The sequence below is a fragment of the Propioniciclava tarda genome (assembly GCF_900182665.1).
In the GTDB taxonomy this organism is placed as follows: domain Bacteria; phylum Actinomycetota; class Actinomycetes; order Propionibacteriales; family Propionibacteriaceae; genus Propioniciclava; species Propioniciclava tarda.
Genome location: NZ_FXTL01000011.1, coordinates 87450 through 105006, shown reverse-complemented (window position 1 = coordinate 105006; position 17557 = coordinate 87450). Strand labels below are relative to the sequence as shown.

Sequence of the window (17557 nt, the reverse complement as noted above, 5' to 3'; positions counted from 1 at the left end):
CTGACTCACCCTCGCCGCTCGACAGCCGCGACGGCGACCCACCCGCCACCCACGACCAACCCGCCGTCAGATAGACGCCTTGTTCAGCAGGCTCCTAGGCGGCGTTCGGTTGGGTGTTCGATTGGTCGGGCCGTTCGACCTGTTTGCCGTTGGTGAAGGGGACGCCGGCACGGACGAGGGCGACCAGGTGGGGGGCGTTGACCGTCCGCCAGCGGTGTTGGGCAGCTTCGATCAGTTTGAACGCCATCGCGATCCCGGCGGCTCTCGAGCCGGGGCCCTTGGTGACCCGTTGCCGTAGCCGGACGGTGGCGAAGGTGCTCTCGATCGGGTTCGTGGTACGTAGGTGGATCCAGTGCTCGGCGGGGTAGTCGTAGAAGGCGAGGAGGACGTCGAGGTCGTCGGTGATCTTCGCGGCGGCTTTGGGCCACTTGGCGCCGTACTCGGCGGCGAACGCTTTCGCCGCCGTGATCGCGTGATCCTTGTCCTGGGCCTGGTGGATCTCGGCGAGGGCCTTCTTCGCGTTCGGGTGGGCCGACTTCGGCAGGGCGGCCAGGACGTTGCCAGTCTTGTGGAACCAGCACCGTTGCTCCTTGGTGTCGGGGAACACGTCCCGGACGGCCTTCCAGAACCCGAGAGCACCGTCCCCGGCGGCCAGCACCGGGGCACGCATGCCGCGGCGTTTGCAGTCGCGGAGCAGGTCGGCCCACGACTCGGCCGATTCGCGGTAGCCGTCAGCGAGCGCGATCAGTTCCTTGTGGCCATCGGCACGGACCCCGATCATCACCAGCAGGCAGATCTTGTCTTGATCGAGACGCACCTTGACGTGGATGCCGTCGACCCACACGTACACGTAGTCGACCCCGGCCAGGCTGCGCTTACCGAACGTGGTCGCTTCGTCTTGCCACTGGGCGGTGAGCCGAGTGATCGTCGCCGCCGACAAGCCGGCGGCCGAGCCCAGGAACTGCTCCAACGCGGGGGCGAAATCACCCGATGACAAGCCGTGGAGGTACAACAAGGGCAGCACGTCGGCCACCTGCGGCGACTTACGTGCCCAGGCGGGCAGGATCGCCGAGGAGAACCTGATCCGTTGCCCGGTCGCCTCATCGATGCGTTTGTCGTTGACCCTCGGTTGCTGGACCGGCACCACACCGGCAGCGGTGGCCACCTGCCGGGCCCCATGGGAGCCGTTACGAACCACCAACCGCCGGCCGTCGGTATCGAGCTGGTCGGCGTGTGCCTCGATATAGGCGGCAACCTCGGCCTGCAACGCCGCCGCGAGCATCTGCCGGGCACCGTCACGGACCAACTCGTCCAACAACGATCCACCCACCCCCGCCGGAACGTGCTGCTGGGCCTGGTTCTCCTCGTGGACTACCGTGAGCATGGGCGTACCTTCCTGAACCAGCGAGCCAACGCCGGTCGATCAGAGCTACTTGGACTTCAGATCATCCTCGGGAAGGTGCGCTCCTTCACGTCACCCGGCCGAGGACCATCCACAGGTTCTGATCATTGCTCCGACCACGCTCTGCTGGTCTGCCAGGATCCGACCCTGTCCGAGCGCTTCTTCAAGGAGGTCCTCGACTTCTACCCGACCGAGCGCGTTCAGCCTGAGCTCGAGTCCGAGCAGTGCATGGCGACGTGGCTATCGGCCGGTCAGAAGATCCACGACATCGCGATCCTCGGTGGCCCCGTCCAGGGCAAGCTGCACCACTTCGCGTTCCAGCTCGAGGACTGGTCGAAGGTGCTTCGCGCCGCCGACATCATCTCGATGGACGACATCTCCCTCGACATCGGCCCGACCCGTCACGGCATCACCCGTGGCGAGACGATTTACTTCTTCGATCCCGCGGGCAACCGCAACGAGGTCTTCGCCGGTGGCTACCGCGCGTACCCGGATCGTCCGTGCGTCGTCTGGACCCCCGATCAGCTGGCGAAGGGCATCTTCTACCACGACCGCGTCCTCAACGAGGCCTTCACGACCGTCTGGACGTAAGCCTTACCCGCAGTACCCGATTCAGTTGGACGCCGGACGCGCACCTTGCGTCCGGCGTCCGGCCGTCTCTGCTCGGACGCCGTCCGGGCGCTTTCCCGGACGCCAGCCGACCGTTTTGATCGGACGCCGGCCGGCTAGCCCGTTTGCCGGTGGCGTCGCGAGGCTTCGCCCGGCGATGAGGCCCGACTGGGTGCTCGATGTTTCGGTTGTCGACATCGGTTTCCGGCACGTCGAGCACCCAGTCAGCCGTGTCGCGGTCAGTCTCGGCACTAGCCACGATGATTCCTCGGCACCGACCACGATCACTACCAGGCACCAACCAAAGGATCTTCATGACCGACACCACGACCGTCCGGACGCTCACGGCGTCCGGAGCTTTGAAGGCGCTGAACGCTGCCCACGCCACGAGTCTCGAGCTCGGCGTCCCGGTGAACATCGCCGTTTGCGATGCGGCGGGCAACGAGCTCGCGTTCTTGCGTCCGGACGGCGCCGCGCTGCTCAGCATGGGGATCGCCCGCGACAAGGCGTACACGGTGGTCGCCTTCCACGGCATCCCGACGGACGCCTGGTACGGGATGATCAAAGACGAGCCGGCGCTGCTCAACGGGATCGTCCACCGCGACCGGTTGGTGATCTTCGGCGGAGGCGTCCCGATCAAGGTCGACGGGGTCCTGGTCGGCGCGGTCGGCTGCTCCGGCGGCTCGGCCGAAGAGGACGCCCTCGTCGCCCAAGCCGGAGCCGACGCCCTGGCCTGACCCTTCGACAAGCTCAGGGATCGGGCAGTGGACTCGAATCGTCCCGGTTTGGCGTGAGCCCTCGTCGAGGAGGGCCCGGGTCCGGTGGCTGAGCCTGTCGAAGCCCCTATCGCTCCGGCAACGCCCAGACTTGTCTGGCCAGATCGCGGGTCAGGGCGAGTGCTGAGGTCTGGACGGCGGGCGCCATCCGGGGCGCCACGCGGCGAGCGAAGCCGGACGCCGACAGGGCTCCCCGGACGACTCCGTCCGGGCCGATGATCGGGGCCGCCGCGCACAGGACGCCAGGGTTCGACTCCTCGCGGTCGTACGAGATGCCGGACGCCCTGATGGCGCCGAGTTCGCGCTTCAACTGCCCGGCGGTCGAGATCGTTCGGGGGGTGAGCCGCGGCAGCCCGGTGTCGATCACCTTCTGCACCGTCTCCGGCGACGAGAACGCCAGGATCGCCTTCCCCACCCCGGTCGCATGGGCCGGGAGCCGGCCTCCGCGCCGCGAGTTCATCCGGGGCGCCGCCTTGGACGCGAGCACCTGCAGGTAGACCACCTCGGTGCCGTCCAGGACGGCGAGATGCACGGCGGCGCCGGTGGCCGTCCGAAGATCCTCCATGTAGGGCAGGGCCACGGACACGAAGTCGCGCTGCCGCGGCACCAGCTCGCCGTACTCGAAGAGGCGCATCCCGAGCTGGTAGCCCTTGGCCGACCGCTCCAGCCAGCCGAGCTTGACGAGGTCCTCGGCGAGGCGGTGGGTGGTCGACCTGGCCAGGCCCGTGGCGCGGGTCAGGTCGGCCAACGACAGGGTCGGACGCTCCGTGTTGAAGCTCTCGAGCAACGTCGCTGCGCGTTCGAGGACGGAGACCGGGGTATCCCGCTCAGTGGGAGGCACGCATTGATTCTCTGTTCCGCCTAGGGGAATGTCTACCCAAGCCACCAAGTTCGCACCGTAGCGAGGGAGGAAACGAATGACCGCCGTCATCGACTTCCAAACAGGTTTGCCCGTCCCCGAGCGGACCACCCCCCGCTCCGACACGCTCCAGTCGGTGACCACCGCGCTCGACGTGCTCGACTGCTTCCTCACCACGCCGGAGGTGGGCGTGAGCGAGATCGCCCGCCGGCTCGGCATCGCCAAGTCCAGCGCGCACCGACTTCTCACCACGTTGGCCGCGCGCCAGGTCGTGGAGAAGAACCCCGACACCGGGCAGTACCGCCTCGGCGTCCACCTGTTCGCCCTCGGCCACCTGGCCCAGTCGCGGATGTCGCTCTCGTCCCTCGCCCTGCCCGAGATGCAGCGCATGCACGGCGCCACGGGTCAGTCGGTCTTCATCGGCATGCTCGACGGTGAGAGCGCCGTCTACCCGCACTTCGTCGGCAACCCGGCGGTCTCGGCCCTCCTCGCGCAGGAGTCCGTCCGGCGCCGCGCCCACGCCACCGCCCTCGGACGCGCCATCGCCGCCCTCGACCCGGCGGTCGAGCGCCGCCTGCGGGTGCAGGCCGCCGCCACCCGCGGGCCCCTCGCGTCCAAGGCCGTCGCCGACTTCGATCACGCGATCGAGGGCTACCGGCGCAGCGGCGTCGCGGCGTCCCGTGACTCGGTCGCGCCCGGTCTCAGTGGCTTCGCTGCCCCGATTCGCACCCTGTCCGGACGCCCCGTCGGCGCCTTGGTCGTGGCCGGGCCGACGGCGTCCGTCGTCTCCGGGACGGACCGGATTTCGCGCCTGTTGCCGGCCGCCGCAGCGCGCGTCTCGCGGCTTGTCGGCACCGGTTAGCCGTACGTTCCCGGGCGCGGAACAAGCCCAGAGCCCGTCCACCATGCGGGCATACCGTTCAAAGACCCCGGACGCCTCGGCGCCGGGGCGACCAGCCACGACACAAAGGAGTTGCCCCGTGGACTCGTCCCTCAAGGCCCAAGCCGCGAAGGAGTTGCTGGGCGCCTATGCCTCCCGGCAGCCCATCGCGCCTCTCACCGAGACGTACCCGGACATCGTGTTCGAAGACGCCTACGAGATCCAGAAGCTGCAGATCGATCAGATGCTGGCCGGCGGACGCATCGTCAAGGGCCACAAGGTCGGCCTGACGTCGGCCGCGATGCAGAACCAGCTGGGCGTCGATCAGCCTGACTTCGGGCACCTGCTGGACGACTTCTTCTTCCTCGAGCACATGCCGATCCCCATGGACCGCTGGCTGCAGGCGCGGATCGAGCCCGAGGTGGCGTTCGTGCTGGGCAAGCCGCTGAAGGGTCCGGGCGTCACGGTCGCCGAGGCCATCCAGGCCGTCGACTTCGTGCTGCCGGCGCTCGAGATCGTCGACTCCCGCATCAAGGACTGGAAGATCGGCATCATCGACACCATTAGCGACAACGCGTCCTCGGGTGGCGTGATCCTGGGCGGCAGCCCGACGCGCCTGACCGATGTCGACCTGCGTCTCGTCGGCTGCACTCTGCTCAAGAACGGCCAGATCGTCGGCACCGGTGCCAACGGGGCCGTCCTCGGCAACCCGATCAACTCGCTCGTCTGGCTGGCCAACACGGTCGGCCCGTCGGGCGTCACCCTCGAGCCGGGCCACGTCGTGCTGCCGGGCTCGGTGACCAAGATGCAGCCCATCGCCGCCGGCGACACCTTCGTCGCCAACTGGGGCGCCCTCGGCAGCGTCACCGCCCGTTTCGCCAAGGAGAACTGACATGACGTTCAAGGGTCGGCCCACGACGGCCGCGATCATCGGCTCCGGCAACATCGGCACCGACTTGATGTTCAAGCTGATGCGCCGTAGCAAGCACATCACCCCGAAGTACATGATCGGCATCGACCCGAACTCGGACGGCCTCAAGCGCGCCGATCGCATGGGCGTGACGGCGTCCGCTGGTGGCATCGACTGGCTGCTGAGCCTGCCGACCGAGGAGCTCCCGGACATCGTCTTCGACGCCACCTCGGCCAAGGCGCACGCGGCCAACGCCCCGCGCCTCGCCGAGAAGGGCATCGTCGCCATCGACCTCACACCGGCGGCCGTTGGCCCGTTCTGCAGCCCGGCCGTGTCCGATCAGGTCGACGTGTCGTCCATGAACGTGAACATGATCACCTGCGGCGGCCAGGCGACGATCCCGATCGTCTACGCGGTGACCAGGGTCACCGGCCGGACGCCGTACGCCGAGATCGTCGCGTCCCTGTCGAGCAAGGGCGCCGGACCCGGCACCCGCGCCAACATCGACGAATTCACCGAGACGACCGCGAAGGCGATCGAGGAGGTCGGCCGCGCCGATCGCGGCAAGGCGATCATCATCCTCAACCCGGTCGAGCCGCCGATGAAGATGCGCAACACGGTCTTCGTGGCGATCCCGGCCGAGTACGCCGAGCCCGGACCCAAGCAGGACGAGCTGACGGCGTCCATCAAGACGATGGTGGCCGAGGTGCAGAAGTACGTTCCCGGCTACTCGCTGAAGTCCGAGCCGCAGTATGACGCGCCCCGCGACATCTGGGGCGGGCTGGCCCGCGTCGCGGTCTTCCTCGAGGTCGTCGGGGCGGGCGACTACCTGCCCGACTACGCCGGCAACCTCGACATCATCACCAGCGCGGCGGCGCACATCGGCGATCTGCTGATGGAGTACCGCATCGCGAATCCGGTCAAGGGCACTCCGCAGCACGTCGAGTTCCGGGCAGCCACCGAGGCGCCGCTGCCGGGCAGCGCCGCCGCCCGGGCCCTCAAGCAGGCCGCTGCGCACGACACGAGCAAGGACGAGGTCAAGGCATGAGCAGCTACATCCAGGAGCGGACGACCACGGACGCCGTCGGCACCAAGCGTCAGGTCCGGATCACCGACACCACCCTGCGTGACGGCTCGCACCCGATGCGCCATCAATTCACCGAGGAGCACGTTCGCTCCATCGTCCGGGCGCTGGACGACGCCAATATCGAGGTCATCGAGGTCGCCCACGGCGACGGCCTGGGCGGGGCGTCCTTCAACTACGGCTTCAGCCACACCGACGAGCTGAAGCTCATCGCGGCGGCCGCCGACGAGGCCAAGCGCGCCAAGATCGCCGCGCTGATGCTGCCGGGCGTCGCCACCGTCGCGGACCTCAAGCGGGCCGTGGACGCCGGCATCTCGGTGATCCGCGTCGCCACGCACTGCACCGAGGCCGACACCAGCTACCAGCATTTCGGCGCCGCACGTGACCTCGGCCTCGAGACCGTCGGCTTCCTGATGCTCTCGCACCGGGTGTCGCCGGAGAAGCTGGCCGAGCAGGCCGCGATCCAGGTGGACGCCGGCTGCCAGTGCGTCTACGTCGTCGACTCGGCCGGCGCGCTGATCCTGGACCAGGCCAAGGACCGCGTCGCCGCGGTCGTCGACCGCATCGGCAAGGACGCCCAAGTGGGCTACCACGGCCACCAGAACCTGTCGCTCGGCGTGGCGAACTCGCTGCTCGCCTGGCAGGCCGGCGCCCGCCAGATCGACGGCGCGCTCTCGGCCCTCGGCGCCGGCGCTGGCAACAGCCCCACCGAGGTGCTCGGTGTCGTCTTCGAGAACATGGGCATCAACACCGAGCTCGACGTCGACCAGCTGCTGAACGCCGCCGAGAACGTCGTCCGGCCGATCCTGCCCGCGCTGCCCTACATGGACCGCGGCTCGATCACCCAGGGCCAGGCCGGCGTGTACTCGTCGTTCCTCAAGCACGCCGAGCGGGCGGCCGAGCGCTACGGCGTCCCGACGCACGCGATCCTCGCCCGGGTCGGCCAGCACGGCTATGTGGGCGGCCAAGAGGACATGATCATCGACGTGGCCCTCGAACTGCTGAACGAGGAATCCGATCCGAACATCGTGGGAGCCAAGTGATGAGCTGGGATATCGACTCGGTCGCCACCGAGCTGCTGGCCTGCGAGGCCGAGCGGCGCGACCGGGTGAAGTTCACCGATGAGTGGCCCGAGCTCGACGTTGAGACGGGCTACAAGATCCAGGACGAGACCCTGCGCCGCCGGCTCGAGCGTGGCGAGAAGCTCATCGGCGTGAAGCTGGGGCTCACCTCGCGCGCCAAGCAGGAGCGGATGGGCGTCAAGACCCCGTTCGTCGCCTGGTTGACGGATGCGATGATCCTGCCGGCCGACCTGCCGGTGCCCCAGGACAAGCTGATTCATCCGCGCATCGAGCCCGAGCTCGTGTTCATCATGGGTGACCGGCTGGAGGGTCCCGGCGTGACCGGCGCCCAGGCGCTGGCCGCGGTGTCGCACGTGCTGGGCGGGGCCGAGATCATCGACTCCCGGTACCGCGACTTCAAGTTCCTCGCGGGCGACGTGGTGGCCGACAACGCCTCCTCGGGCGCGTACATGACCGGACCCGTGGCCCTGCCCCCGGAGAGCGTCGACCTGTCGACCGAGGCCGTCCTGGTCGAGGTCGACGGCGCCATCGTCGACTCGGCGACGGGGGCGTCCATCATGGGGCACCCGGCCGAGGCGCTCGCGCTTGCGGCCAACGATCTCGCCAAGCGCGGGCTCGCGATCGAGGCCGGCTGGGTCATCCTGACCGGCGGCATGACGGACGCCGTGTTCGCCCCGCCCGGATCGTCCGTCGCCTGCCACTTCACGTCGCTGGGCTCGGTGTTCTTCAACGGCGGCACGGCGCCGGAGGCGTCCTGATGCCGCTCATCGAAGTCACCCTGACACCGGCCCCGCACCGGACGCCCGAGATGAAGCGCGCCCTCATCAGCGCGCTCACCGCGGCCGCCGTCGACACCGGCATCGCGCCGATCGAGTCGGTGCGGGTCATCCTGCGCGAAGTCCCGGCGGAGCACTTCGCCGCCGGCGACGTCACCCTTGCCGAGCGCCGCGCCGCCCAGGCCGCGGCGTCGGCGTCCACCTGACAACCAAGTCGGACGCCGACGTGCGGCGTCCGATCGGCGCCGACGGCGTCCCAGCTGAACCTCGCTGTACTCACTGATGAAAGGCAGTCAACTGATGGCTGACAAGGAGTTCTTCGGACACATCATCGACAACGAAGAGGTCGAGTCGCTCAACGGCGAGCGGTTCGACGTCTTCAACCCGTGGACGCGCGAGGTCTGGGCCGAGGCGGCCGAGGGCTCCGCCGAGGACGCCCGGCGCGCGGTGGTGTCGGCGCGCAAGGCGTTCGACGACGGGCCGTGGCCGAAGATGGGCCGGACGGAGCGGGCCAACTGGATCCACAAGCTCGCCGACAAGATGGAAGAGAAGGTCGACGAGCTGGCGGGCTACGACGCCAAGAACATGTCCAAGCCGTTCGAGCAGGCTAAGCACGACGTGGCGCGCTCGGTGTGGAACTTCCGCTTCTTTGCGGACCACCAGCGTGATCACTGCGGCGAGGTCTACCCGATGGACTCCGGCCACCACTGCTACTCAGAATTCGGACCGGCCGGCGTCGTCGCTGCGATCTCGCCGTGGAACTTCCCGCTGATGATGGCGTCGTGGAAGATCGCGCCCGCGATCGCCTGGGGCAACACGTGCATCATCAAGCCGTCCGAGGACACTCCGGCGTCCGTCACGCATCTCGGCCGTCTGGCCGCCGAGGTGGGCTTCCCGCCGGGTGTGTTGAACGTGCTGAACGGCCACGGCGCCCCGGCCGGGTCGTCGTTGACGGCCGACTGGGACGTCGACCGCGTCACCTTCACGGGCTCGTCGCAGACCGGCAAGATGGTCATGAAGTCGGCCGCCGATCACCTGGCCCCGGTCTCGCTGGAGCTGGGTGGCAAGGGCGCCAATGTGGTGTTCGCGGACGCCGACCTCGACAACGCCGTCTACTGGGCCGTCGAGTCGATCTTCCGCAACGCGGGCCAGATCTGCCTCGCCGGGTCGCGCCTGTTCGTCGAGGACAAGATCTACGACGAGTTCATGAAGCGGTTCGTCGCCAAGGCCGAGGAGCTGAAGATCGGCGATCCCTTGGTCGCGGGGACGCGCTTCTCGGCGCTGTCGAGCCGCAAGCACTTCGAGAAGGTCGCCGGTTACGTGCACCAGATCGAGGAGCTGGGCGGCAAGATCTGGACCGGCGGGGTCGCGGACGACGGCTCGTGGCTCGTGAAGCCGACCATCGCCGACGGACTGGCCCTGGATGCCGCGCCGTATTGCGAGGAGATCTTCGGTCCGGTCTGCATCGTCAACAAGTTCTCGACCGAGGCCGAGGCCGTGCACATGGCCAACGACACCCGGTACGGGCTCAACGCGATGATCTTCACCGAGAACCTGTCCCGGGCGCACCGCGTCGCGTCGGCGCTGAAGGCCGGCACGGTGTGGGTCAACTGCTTCTTCATCCGCGACCTGCGGACGCCGTTCGGCGGCGTCGGCGACTCCGGTGTCGGACGCGAGGGCGGCAACTTCTCCCGCGAGTTCTTCACCGAGCCCAAGGCCGTGGTCATGCAGATCGATCGGACGATCAAGGGCTGATCAACCCAGCTTTCTTGGTCTCAGCGCTGGGTCAGGTCGGTGACCAGCGCCGCGACGGCGGCCGGGTTGCTCGCGTCCGGCGCCGGGACCAAGCGGACGCCGACGGCGTCCAGTCTCGTGCGGAGCGCGGCCATGAAGAGTCCCGGCTCGGGGCTGGACCCGACCACGGACACCGTGGACGCCCACGCGGCGGGCTCCGGCTCGCCGCCCCAGGCTCCGGACGCCGAATGGTTGACCCCGCACGACGGGCTCCCGTCGATGCCGACGCAGGCCAGGACTTCGTAGCCGCAGCGCTGGAACTCGACCACGGACGCCAGCGCATCGTCGGCCAGCCGATCGCAGAGGGCACGGAAGCCCGGGAAGTCGAGCTGCTCGCGGGTCTGGCCCCAACGCCGCATGCCGCAGCCCAACAGCTCGGGGCAGGGCAGTTGCATGATGCCGACCCCGGACGCCCCCAGCGCCAGCACCACCGGATGAATCGCCGACCACGTCGCCAGGCCCTCGACCTGGGAGTTGGCGTTCAACAGGCAGTGGCTCATCAGGACGATGCGGCGTCCGCGGGCATCCGAGACGCCGGTCAGCTCGGGAATGTCCATGCGTCCTCCTCATCCGCTGTCGCGCGCTAGCATCCGAATGCTAACCAAAAGTGATTCGCTCGTCCGCAGCGACGCGGACGCAGCTCGAAGGGATGTCGCGTGAACAAGAACGTGGGCCTCGCCATGGTGCCTGTCGGCATCGCCCTCAACATCGTCGGCGGGCTGCTGGCCTCGACCCTGAAGCTGCCCGTCTTCCTCGACACCATCGGGACGATCCTCACCGCGGCCATCCTGGGCCCGTGGTGGGGCGCGCTGACCGGCGGCCTGTCGAACGTCCTGGCCAGCCTGCAGAGCCCCATGGACGCCTGGTTCGCGATCGTGAACATCCTGGTCGGCCTCATCGTGGGCTTCGCGTCCCGCCGCTTCGGCTTTCAGAAGCTGCCGGTCGTGCTCATCGTCGGAGCGATCCTGGCCGTGGTCGCCCCGCTGGTCGGCACCGTCATCGCCACCTACGTCTACGGCGGGCTCACCGGCGGCGGCATCGACATTCTCGTCGCCGGCCTGATGGGCGCCGGCGCCGACATCTTCACCGCCGCCTTCATCCCGCGCGTGGGCTCGAACCTGGTCGACAAGCTGCTGTCCGTCGTGGTCGTCATGCTCGTGCTCAAGGCTCTCCCGCGTTCGCTCCAGGGCCTGTCCGCCGGACCCCGAGGTTCGGCCTGACCCCGTCCAAGCCGGACGCCGAGCCTCGCGTCGGCGTCCGGCTGGCACTGGTCCTGGCGGCGTGTGCCGTCCTGGCGCTGACGCCCGACTGGCGGCTGCTGGCGGCGGAGGTCGGCGTCCTGCTGCTGCTCGCGGCCGCGCTGCGGCGGCTGCGTGCGGTGCTGGCGTATTGGCGTCCGGTGTTGGTCATCGCGCTCAGCCTGCCGCTGGTGTACGCGTGGGCGCGGCCGGGGGCGTCCCGCTGGTGGATCTTCGGCGCCGACGGGCTGGAGCAGGGCGGCGTGATCGCGATCCGGCTGTTGGGGTTCGTGACGGCGTTCGCGTTGCTGCTCGCGACGACGCCCACCCGGACGCTCGTTCAGGCCGCCGGACGCCTCAACCGCGACCTCGGCGTCATGCTCGCGCTCACGCTGGCGGTGATCCCGGTGCTCAGGCGCCAGCTCGCCGTCACCCTCGACGCCCAACAGTCGCGCGGGCTGCGGCTCACCGGCTCGTGGCGCGCCAAGGCCGGCGCGTACCTGGCGGTGCTGATCCCGGTGGTCGTCAAGGCGCTGGTCCGGGCGCGCGACATGGCGACGCTGCTGTCGATCCGGACGCCGAAGCCCTCGGACGCCGCGGCCTCCGGCTTTGGGGCGTCCGGGCTGTCGGTGACGCACGCGTTCGCGGCGCGTCCGGCGGTCGAGGACATCGACCTGGACGCCCCCGCCGGACGTCAGCTGTGGGTCACCGGCGGTAACGGCTCGGGCAAGACGACGCTGCTGCTCGCGCTCGCGGGGGTGGTCGGGGAGGTCGTGGAGGCTCGCGTGGCCGGCTCTGTGACGCGTCCGGCGCGGACCGGACTGCTGCTCGCCGACGACGTGACCCTGTTCTCGACCGTCGCCGAGGAGCTGTCCTTCGTCGACCCGGACGCCGACCTGGCGCCGGCGCTCGATCGCTTCGGGCTCGCCGGGATGGGTGACCGTCAGCTGCACACCTTGTCAGGTGGCGAACGCAAGCGGGTCGCCCTGGCCGCCGCGCTCCTGACCGAGCCGGATGGCCTGCTGCTTGATGATCCGTTCGCGGCTCTGGACGCGTCCGGGTTGGGTCTCGTCCGGGCCGAACTGGACGCCGCCGCCCGGCGCGGGGCCGCGTCCGTGATCGCCGTTCGCGATCGGGCGCAGCTGCCGCCGGACGCGTCCGAGCTGCACCTCATCGCCGGACGCCGCGGCGTCCCGACCCCCGAGCCGGATGCCCCCACCCGCCGCGCGGCCACGCCGGGTGAGGTGGTGCTCGCCGTCGAGAATCTCACGCACCGCTACGCGTCCGGGGGCATCGAGGGGATCGACCTGGCCGTGCGCGCAGGCGAGTCCGTGGCCCTCGTCGGACCCAACGGCGCCGGCAAGTCGACGCTGCTCAAGTCGATCGCCGGACTGCTCACCCCGGACGCCGGGCGCGTCATTCTGCTCGGCCGCGACGCGACCCGCGAGCCGGTCTGGCGGCGGGCGTCCGAGGTCGGACTGCTCTGGCAGAACCCCGACGATCAACTCTGCCGCCGGACGATCCGCGACGAGGTCGCATGGCCGCTCACCCTGCGCGGCCGGACGCAAGCCGAGGCGGAGGCGTCCGCCCTCGAAGCCCTCGACCATCTCGGGCTCACGGCCGTGGCCGACGAGCATCCGCACGACACCCCGGCGTCGGTCCGGCAGCTCACCGCCCTGGCCGGCGTGCTGGCCGGACACCCGCGCCTGCTGCTCCTCGACGAGCCCACCACGACCCTGGACGCCGCGACGGTCGGCGTCCTCCTGACGGCCCTCAACAGCCACCTGGACGCCGGCGCGGCAGCCCTGATCGCGACGCATGATCCGCGGCTGATCGCGGCCGCGACGAGGGTCGTCCGGCTCGAGGACGGCGTACTCGTCGATTAGTGTCGGAATTGGTCTCGCTCAGCGAGAGCTCTTCCGCCAGTCAACGTCGGTCAGGCCACCGAGGCGTAGATCACCCAGTTGGCGCCGTTGCCGGTGCCGTCGACGATGTCGCAGACGACGAAGACGAGCCGTTTGCCCACGATGCCCCAGGTCTCGGCGTCGGAGGCGAACTGGCCCTTCGGGATCGACCGCGTCTTGGTCACCGTGTAGGTGAGCGTGCCGGCGTCGGTGGTGACGAGCATGGTCGACCCGGCCTTGATCGACCGGATCAACACGTTGCACGGGTACTGGTCCGCGCCGTGCTTCGCGCTGGTGTGGCAGCCGAGGTAGGTGGTGTCGTTGGCCGTGCTCGACGGCTGAACGCCCTTGTCAGAGACGCGGACCGGCACGCTGGGGCGTCCGGGCGCAGCCAGCGGCGGGTTGATCGCGTTGCCCATCTTCACGCTCGAGAGTGGGGTGACCGGCTGGGCGAACCCGACCTCGGGCACCTCCAGCTTGATGATCTCGCCCGCCGCCACCGCGCTCCTGGACGCCGTCGGCGTCGGTGCGGGCGTCGGTGAGGCGGTGGTCGCGCCCGGGGACGGCGTGGCAGTCGCGGAGGCGTCCGAGATGCTCACGGTGGGAACGCTCGGGGGCACGGCGGGCGCGGACGACGGTGCTGGTCCGGGCGCCGCTTGGCAGCCAGCCAGCAGCACGAGCGCGCAGGCCCAGCCGGTCAAGCGTTGGATCGTCACGGAACCTCCCGGTGGTCGGCGTCCAGTATCGCCGACGACCGCCGACTCAGACGCCGGGGCACCCGCGGAACAATCTGTCGGAGGCCACGGTTACGATGCGAGGACGCGTCCGCCGCACGTGAAGGAGCCCAGATGTTCGAGATCCCCGCCGACCTCAACCCCGCCCTCGCCGGGCTGGCGTGGCTGCGCGGACGCTGGGAGGGCACCGGCTACCGCGAGTGGCCGGGGCTCGAGAAGACGCAGTTCGGCCAGCAGGTCGACTTCGTCGAGAACGGCGGCGACTACCTGCACTACATCAGCCAGACCTTCACGATCGACGACGACGGGCGCCCGCTCGCGCCGCTCACCATCGAGACCGGCTTCTGGCGCGCCAACGCCAAGGCCGAGGTCGAGGTCGTCATGTGCGGCCCGGACGGCTACGCCGAGATCCTGTACGGCAAGCTGCAGCCCGGTCGCGTCGACCTGACATCGGACGCCGTGATCCGCACCCAGGACGCCCCTGTCGCCTACACCGCCGGACGCCGCCTCTACGGCAACGTCGACGGCAAGCTGATGTACAGCTTCGACCGCGCGACGGACGACGTCCCGCTGCGGCCGTACATCTGGGCGACGCTCGAGCGCCGATGACCGCCGTTCTCAACAGCGCCGGCCCGGACGCCGGGGCGGTCTGGCACTACGGCGATCCGCTCGGCGAGCAGCGGGCCGCCGAACGCGGCGAGGCGGGCATGGACCTGTCGCATCGCCCCACCTTTCGCATCACGGGTCCGGATCGGCTGACCTTCCTGCACGCCATCACGTCGCAGGACTTCCGCGCCATCACCCCCGGCGAGCACGTCACGGCGTTCATGCTCGACCACACCGGACGCATCCTGGCCGCGTTCGGCGGCATTGACGACGGCGAGACGTTCTGGGCCCACACCGAGCCCGGACGCGGCGAGGCGCTCGTCGCCGAGTTCAACCGCCTGCGGTTCGCGTCCAAGATCGAGGTCGAACTGGCGCCCGAGCGGGCGCTGGTCGCCACGGACGCCATGCGGATCATTCCCCGCGAGCAGATCCCGGACGCCCTCGCCGGACGCGTCCTCGCGGGTACCTGGGCCATGGACGCGCTGCGCATCGCCGCCGGCCACCCGCGCATCTTCGTCGACACCGACGAGGCGACCATCCCGAACGAGTTGTTCATGCCCGATGGCGACCGCCTGGGCATGGGCGTCCACCTGAAGAAGGGCTGCTACCGCGGTCAGGAGACGGTGGGCCGCACCTTCACCATGGGGCGTCCGCCGCGTCGGCTGACGCGCCTGCACCTGGACGGCTCGACCGGCGAGATCCCCGACGTGGGGACTCCGCTGACGGCGTCCGGTGTCGTGGTCGGACGCCTCGGCCAGACTGCGATTCACCACGAGTTGGGCCCCATCGCGCTCGGGCTCGTCAAGCGCAACGTCCCGGTCGACACCACCCTGGACGCCGCGGGCGTCGCGGCGTCCCAGGAAGTCATCGTGGACCCCGAGGTCGGGCTGCACTTCCGTCCGGGACCGCTGCCGGGTGAGGTGCCCGGGCGCCGGCTCAAGTAGCGATCAGCGGATGACCCGGATGGCGTCCGCGGGCACCCCGAGCAGCGCCGTCCGGTAGGCGGCCTCTTGGTCGGGGGTGGTGAACAGCACGACCTTGCCCTTGATCATCGGCTCGCGCAGCGGGCCCGCCATGCCGACCGACGTGGACGCCTTGGTGTTCAGCATGTCGACCAGGAGCGCGGACGTCCCGTTGGAGTAGGTGCCCCGAATGGACGCCGCCAGCACGCTGTCGCGCAGCACGTTTCCGGGGTCGGTCTCGAGCGCGACGATCGCGTACTGGTCGGGGGCGAGGCGTCCGGACTCGGCGATGGCGGACGCAAAGCCCGGCCGGTCCTTCACCTGGTTGCGGATGGTGCCCGGCATCGGTGGGATGTCGTCGCCCGCCACCGGGCCCTGGATGGGCAGCCCGAACGTGAACATGGCGATCACGCCGGCCGCGGCGGCCACCAGGCGGCGTCCGGTGAGTTGCAAGCCAGCCCGCGGCGGGAACCAGCCGCCGATCAGGGCGACCGCCATCGCCAAGTACACGGACGCGAGCACGACGAAGCCGTCCTGCAGCTTGGCGGGGTAGTAGCGCACCTGGCCGAACTCGTAGAACTGCCCGAGAGCCAGCACGACGTACACGACCATCAAACCGAGCAGTGCCGCTCCGACCACTCCGAACCGCAACCGGACGCCCCGGCGCAGCCCGTGGCGTCCGCCGCGCCACACGGCCCAGCCGAGTCCGAACAGGACGAACGCCACCGCCAACGTGAACTGGTGAGCGAGCACGCGCGAGATGCCGCCGGGGGCGTCCGCGAAGCTCGGCGGGATCGCCTGGACCACCCACAGCACCTGGACCAGGCACACCGCGGCCCCGATCGCGGCGACCACCAGGCAGGTGATGATGCCGATCCGGGTGCCCAGCCAGCGCCGGCGCTCGATCGGAAGCGCGATGGCGCACGCCATCAGTCCGGCGAGCGCCCCCATCGGCAGCCAGCTGCCCGCGGCGACGGTCACGGCCGCGACCAGCAGCGAGAAACGCCAGGCGTTGAACACGCGCGGCATGCTCACCACCGTGCTCATGACGACCATGACCATGGCGAGCGTGAAGGGGAAGTTGTAGTGGGCGTCCACCATGCCCAGCGAGCCCGGTCCGGCGATCATGACCGACCCGGCGAGCCCGGCGCCGATGCTGGCGGTCAACTGGTTGCGCCGGACGGCGATCAGGGACGCCACCGCGGACGCCGCCACGACCGCGCCCACCACGCCGAGGAAGCCGGTGATCCGGACGAAGGCCAGGAGCTCCGTCGCCACGTCCGCGGGCGCGTGGCCGAGCAGGTAGGTCATGAAGGCCTCGGCCGTCGCGTGGTAGCCCGCCGGATACTCGGTGAAGCTGTACTTGGTGCCGTCCGGCGCCGGCGGCAGGTGCCGGATCAGGACGCCGTTGTGCCGCATCGCCACGTCGATGAACGAATGGGACGAGTTGTCCCACTGCAAGCTCCAGTAGGCGAAGGCGGCCCGGCTATCGGGGGCGAGCACCATGTACGACAGGTTCGCGGTCGCGAGCGCGGCCACGCCCGGCACCGCCACCAGATCGGCAATGTTGATGCGCGGCAGCAGACGCCGCTGCGACCCCTCGCGGACGACGCGGGCGATCCAGTAGCCCAGCGCGCCACCGATGACGGCCGCGATCAGGTCGCCGTGCGGCATCGCTGGGCTGGGCACCATCCAGGTCAGGAAGCACAACGCCGACAGGATCGGCACCATGCGCAGCACCCGGGCCGCCAGGCCGTGCGCCGAGGGGATCGTCAACGCGCTGATCACCAGCAGCCCGATCAGCACCACGCCCGGCAGCACGCTCGTGGCGGCCAGCAGCCCGTAGACGACGGCGCCGACCGCGGCACCTGCGACGTCGGTGAGGGGCGGACGCCGCGTCGCACGTCCGTTCTCGGGGGTGTGCGTCGTCATGAGTCCTTC

General features: G+C 69.8%; 19 protein-coding genes. 13 read left to right on the top strand and 6 right to left on the bottom strand.

All coding sequences use genetic code 11. The features are described from left to right. Window positions 1-94 precede the first annotated feature (94 nt). Entirely contained in the window at window positions 95-1384 is a 1290-nt protein-coding gene (locus FN821_RS09580; protein WP_131172386.1) for an IS256 family transposase, read from the bottom strand. A 75-nt stretch (window positions 1385-1459) separates the two neighbouring features. Between FN821_RS09580 and FN821_RS09575 the strand changes: the two genes are divergently transcribed. Further along, window positions 1460-1993: a VOC family protein gene (locus tag FN821_RS09575; protein ID WP_206662072.1), complete on the top strand. Its 534-nt coding sequence runs from the start codon at window positions 1460-1462 to the stop codon at window positions 1991-1993. A 21-nt stretch (window positions 1994-2014) separates the two neighbouring features. Here FN821_RS09575 and FN821_RS09570 read toward each other — a convergent pair whose 3' ends face one another. Then, window positions 2015-2209 (bottom strand): hypothetical protein, encoded by a 195-nt coding sequence (locus FN821_RS09570; RefSeq protein WP_131172385.1) that lies wholly within the window; start codon window positions 2207-2209, stop codon window positions 2015-2017. 116 nt (window positions 2210-2325) lie between these two features. Between FN821_RS09570 and FN821_RS09565 the strand changes: the two genes are divergently transcribed. Beyond that, window positions 2326-2748: a GlcG/HbpS family heme-binding protein gene (locus FN821_RS09565; protein WP_131172384.1), complete on the top strand. Its 423-nt coding sequence runs from the start codon at window positions 2326-2328 to the stop codon at window positions 2746-2748. A gap of 106 nt (window positions 2749-2854) precedes the next feature. Here FN821_RS09565 and FN821_RS09560 read toward each other — a convergent pair whose 3' ends face one another. Beyond that, window positions 2855-3628, bottom strand: a complete 774-nt coding sequence (locus FN821_RS09560; RefSeq protein WP_206662071.1) for an IclR family transcriptional regulator — start codon at window positions 3626-3628, stop codon at window positions 2855-2857. A 76-nt stretch (window positions 3629-3704) separates the two neighbouring features. On the opposite strand from FN821_RS09560, the gene FN821_RS09555 reads away from it, so the two are divergent. The 7 genes from FN821_RS09555 to FN821_RS09525 all read left to right on the top strand — a co-directional run bounded on the left by FN821_RS09555 (window position 3705) and on the right by FN821_RS09525 (window position 10133). Then, window positions 3705-4508: an IclR family transcriptional regulator gene (locus FN821_RS09555; RefSeq protein WP_131172382.1), complete on the top strand. Its 804-nt coding sequence runs from the start codon at window positions 3705-3707 to the stop codon at window positions 4506-4508. A 118-nt stretch (window positions 4509-4626) separates the two neighbouring features. Beyond that, window positions 4627-5418 carry a 2-keto-4-pentenoate hydratase gene (locus tag FN821_RS09550; protein WP_131172381.1) on the top strand — a complete coding sequence of 264 codons (792 nt, stop codon included), beginning with the start codon at window positions 4627-4629 and terminating at the stop codon, window positions 5416-5418. A 1-nt stretch (window position 5419) separates the two neighbouring features. After that, a complete protein-coding gene (locus FN821_RS09545; RefSeq protein WP_131172380.1) occupies window positions 5420-6484 on the top strand; it encodes an acetaldehyde dehydrogenase (acetylating) in 1065 nt (354 codons plus the stop codon). Further along, on the top strand, window positions 6481-7563 hold the full coding sequence (gene dmpG / locus FN821_RS09540) for a 4-hydroxy-2-oxovalerate aldolase (protein ID WP_131172379.1): 1083 nt from the start codon (window positions 6481-6483) through the stop codon (window positions 7561-7563). The genes FN821_RS09545 and dmpG overlap by 4 nt, the downstream gene beginning before the upstream one ends. After that, entirely contained in the window at window positions 7563-8360 is a 798-nt protein-coding gene (locus tag FN821_RS09535; RefSeq protein WP_131172378.1) for a 2-keto-4-pentenoate hydratase, read from the top strand. Before dmpG ends, FN821_RS09535 begins: the two co-directional genes overlap by 1 nt. Continuing rightward, the gene (locus FN821_RS09530; RefSeq protein WP_131172377.1) at window positions 8360-8584 is read left to right on the top strand and encodes a tautomerase family protein; all 225 of its coding nucleotides are present in this window, start codon (window positions 8360-8362) and stop codon (window positions 8582-8584) included. The genes FN821_RS09535 and FN821_RS09530 overlap by 1 nt, the downstream gene beginning before the upstream one ends. 94 nt (window positions 8585-8678) lie before the next feature. Then, window positions 8679-10133, top strand: coding sequence for an aldehyde dehydrogenase (locus FN821_RS09525; RefSeq protein ID WP_131172376.1), 1455 nt, complete (start codon window positions 8679-8681; stop codon window positions 10131-10133). 20 nt (window positions 10134-10153) lie between these two features. On the opposite strand, the gene FN821_RS09520 is transcribed toward FN821_RS09525, so the two are convergent. Beyond that, window positions 10154-10729 (bottom strand): CD3072 family TudS-related putative desulfidase, encoded by a 576-nt coding sequence (locus FN821_RS09520; RefSeq protein WP_131172375.1) that lies wholly within the window; start codon window positions 10727-10729, stop codon window positions 10154-10156. A gap of 99 nt (window positions 10730-10828) precedes the next feature. On the opposite strand from FN821_RS09520, the gene FN821_RS14690 reads away from it, so the two are divergent. Next, window positions 10829-11392, top strand: a complete 564-nt coding sequence (locus tag FN821_RS14690) for a CD3073 family putative ECF transporter S component (RefSeq protein WP_241660187.1) — start codon at window positions 10829-10831, stop codon at window positions 11390-11392. After that, window positions 11389-13296, top strand: a complete 1908-nt coding sequence (locus FN821_RS09515; RefSeq protein ID WP_241660190.1) for an ATP-binding cassette domain-containing protein — start codon at window positions 11389-11391, stop codon at window positions 13294-13296. The genes FN821_RS14690 and FN821_RS09515 overlap by 4 nt, the downstream gene beginning before the upstream one ends. A 50-nt stretch (window positions 13297-13346) precedes the next feature. Here FN821_RS09515 and FN821_RS09510 read toward each other — a convergent pair whose 3' ends face one another. Further along, window positions 13347-14030 (bottom strand): sortase family protein, encoded by a 684-nt coding sequence (locus FN821_RS09510; RefSeq protein ID WP_131172373.1) that lies wholly within the window; start codon window positions 14028-14030, stop codon window positions 13347-13349. Window positions 14031-14162: 132 nt separating this feature from the next. Between FN821_RS09510 and FN821_RS09505 the strand changes: the two genes are divergently transcribed. Together FN821_RS09505 and ygfZ are read left to right on the top strand one after the other, a co-directional pair. Next, on the top strand, window positions 14163-14657 hold the full coding sequence (locus tag FN821_RS09505) for a heme-binding beta-barrel domain-containing protein (protein ID WP_131172372.1): 495 nt from the start codon (window positions 14163-14165) through the stop codon (window positions 14655-14657). After that, window positions 14654-15598 (top strand): CAF17-like 4Fe-4S cluster assembly/insertion protein YgfZ, encoded by a 945-nt coding sequence (ygfZ, locus tag FN821_RS09500; protein WP_131172371.1) that lies wholly within the window; start codon window positions 14654-14656, stop codon window positions 15596-15598. The genes FN821_RS09505 and ygfZ overlap by 4 nt, the downstream gene beginning before the upstream one ends. A gap of 3 nt (window positions 15599-15601) precedes the next feature. On the opposite strand, the gene FN821_RS09495 is transcribed toward ygfZ, so the two are convergent. Continuing rightward, on the bottom strand, window positions 15602-17548 hold the full coding sequence (locus tag FN821_RS09495) for a hypothetical protein (RefSeq protein ID WP_131172370.1): 1947 nt from the start codon (window positions 17546-17548) through the stop codon (window positions 15602-15604). Window positions 17549-17557 lie beyond the last annotated feature (9 nt).